We start from the raw sequence: 1,051 nt of genomic DNA on the forward strand, positions 1-1,051 counted from the left end.
GTCCTATGTGGATGAGGTGGTAATTGTTGACGGCCGTTCCCTGGACGGCACAGTGGAGGTGGCCCGGGCCTTGCGCCTGGACGTCGTGGTGGTGGCAGAGCCCCGCCCCGGCAAAGGAAACGCCGTGCGGGCCGGATTCGCCGCAGCCTCCGGCGACATCATCGTCATGCTCGACGGCGACGGCAGTATGGACCCCCAGGAGATCGGCTGGCTGGTGACTCCGCTCCAGCACGAATACGACTTCGTCAAAGGCTCCCGCTATGTGACGGGCGGCGGCTCAGACGATCTCACATGGCTGCGCAGCGGCGGAAACAAGATGCTCACCCGGCTCGCCAACACGGTCCTCCACAGCGACTACTCGGACCTTTGCTACGGCTACATCGCCCTGCGCAGGGAATGCGTTGACATTCTGGAGCTGGAGTCGGACGGGTTCGAGATCGAAACTGAACTGATTGTGCGGGCCTCGAGGGCCGGCCTGCGCATTGCCGAGGTGCCCAGCCACGAACTGTCCCGCATCTCCGGGCAGTCAAACCTGCATACCTTCCGGGACGGCTGGCGGGTCCTCCGCACCCTCGCCCGCGAGCGCGTGAGCTGGGAAGCCCCGACCGCCGGCGCCCGCCCCGAGGCCCTGCGTCGGGTCAAGTACAAGTACCCCAACGAGGTCTTCCCGCACGTTCCCACCGATCCCAGCAGCGTCCTGGGCGTACGGGCAGGCGAATAGGATGTCCGAGAACTCCAGCCTTCCGGAAGTATCCGTGGTCATTTGCTCCTACTCGGAGGACCGGTGGGACCAGCTGATCGGCGCCCTGGACTCCGTCCGCACCCAGACCTTCCCACCCAAGCAGACGATCGTCGTCGTGGACTACAACGTGGACTTGTACAAGCGCCTGATCTTTACCGTCCCGGATGCCGTAATTATCGAGAACGCCGGACCCAAGGGTCTCTCGGGCGCCCGCAACACCGGAGCAGGCATCGCCAAGGCCGAGATCGTGGCCTTCCTCGATGACGACGCCGAAGCCGAGCCGGACTGGCTCGAACGGCTCGCGGCGAT

The 1,051-nt window shown here is 65.2% G+C and carries 2 protein-coding genes; both read left to right on the forward strand.

All coding sequences use genetic code 11. From position 1 onward, the window contains the following. Window positions 1–721 (forward strand): glycosyltransferase family 2 protein (locus tag LQV45_RS35210; RefSeq protein ID WP_230012667.1); only part of this gene is annotated, 721 nt, incomplete at its 5' end. 1 nt (window position 722) lies between these two features. Next, window positions 723–1,051: glycosyltransferase family 2 protein (locus LQV45_RS35215; RefSeq protein WP_230012670.1), on the forward strand; the 329-nt coding region annotated here is incomplete at its 3' end.

The sequence above is a fragment of the Microbacterium sp. Bi128 genome, assembly GCF_918698205.1.